The sequence below is a fragment of the Vibrio sp. 970 genome, from assembly GCF_033339075.1.
The window spans coordinates 1-551 of the sequence record NZ_JAWOTW010000675.1 but is presented as its reverse complement, the minus strand read 5'-3'; the positions used below and the strand labels follow the sequence as shown (position 1 = coordinate 551).

1 protein-coding gene is annotated in these 551 nt (G+C 47.9%); it reads right to left on the bottom strand.

Annotation, left to right across the window (positions count from 1 at the left end):
- On the bottom strand, positions 1–551 hold a 551-nt coding region (locus R7Q11_RS28570), incomplete at both ends, for a BCCT family transporter (protein WP_225467275.1).

Here is a 551-nt window from a genome sequence, read left to right as displayed (position 1 = left end):
TGTCGTGTCGACTAATGAACCCATCGCAGTATCAAAGGTAATGAACGTAATAAAAATAAGCAGAGCAAACGCAACGATCATATTGACGTTACTTAGGAGTTTGACACCGCCGTCAATACCACGAACAACAGAAAGCACAGCAATAAAGGTTACAAACGCAATCACCACCATTTGTGTACCGATGCCGCCGTTTAAACCAAATACATGGTTAATACCACTGGTTGCTTGCTGAGCACCCAAACCAAGAGAAGTCGCAAGACCGAACAACGTCGAAAGTACAGCAAGGATATCGATAACGTGACCTAACCAGCCCCATGCACGATCACCAAAAATTGGGTAAAACGCCGCACGCAATGAAAGCGGTAAACCTTTGTTAAAGGCGAAAAAAGCAAGCGCCAACGCAACAAGGGCGTAAATACTCCAACCGTGAACACCCCAGTGAAACATGGTCGCGCCCATCGCGAGTGATTTGGCATCGGCTGAATACGCTTCTGCGTTTAGCGGCGTACCCCACCAATCCGTCAAATAGGCCGTTGGTTCAGCCACGCTCC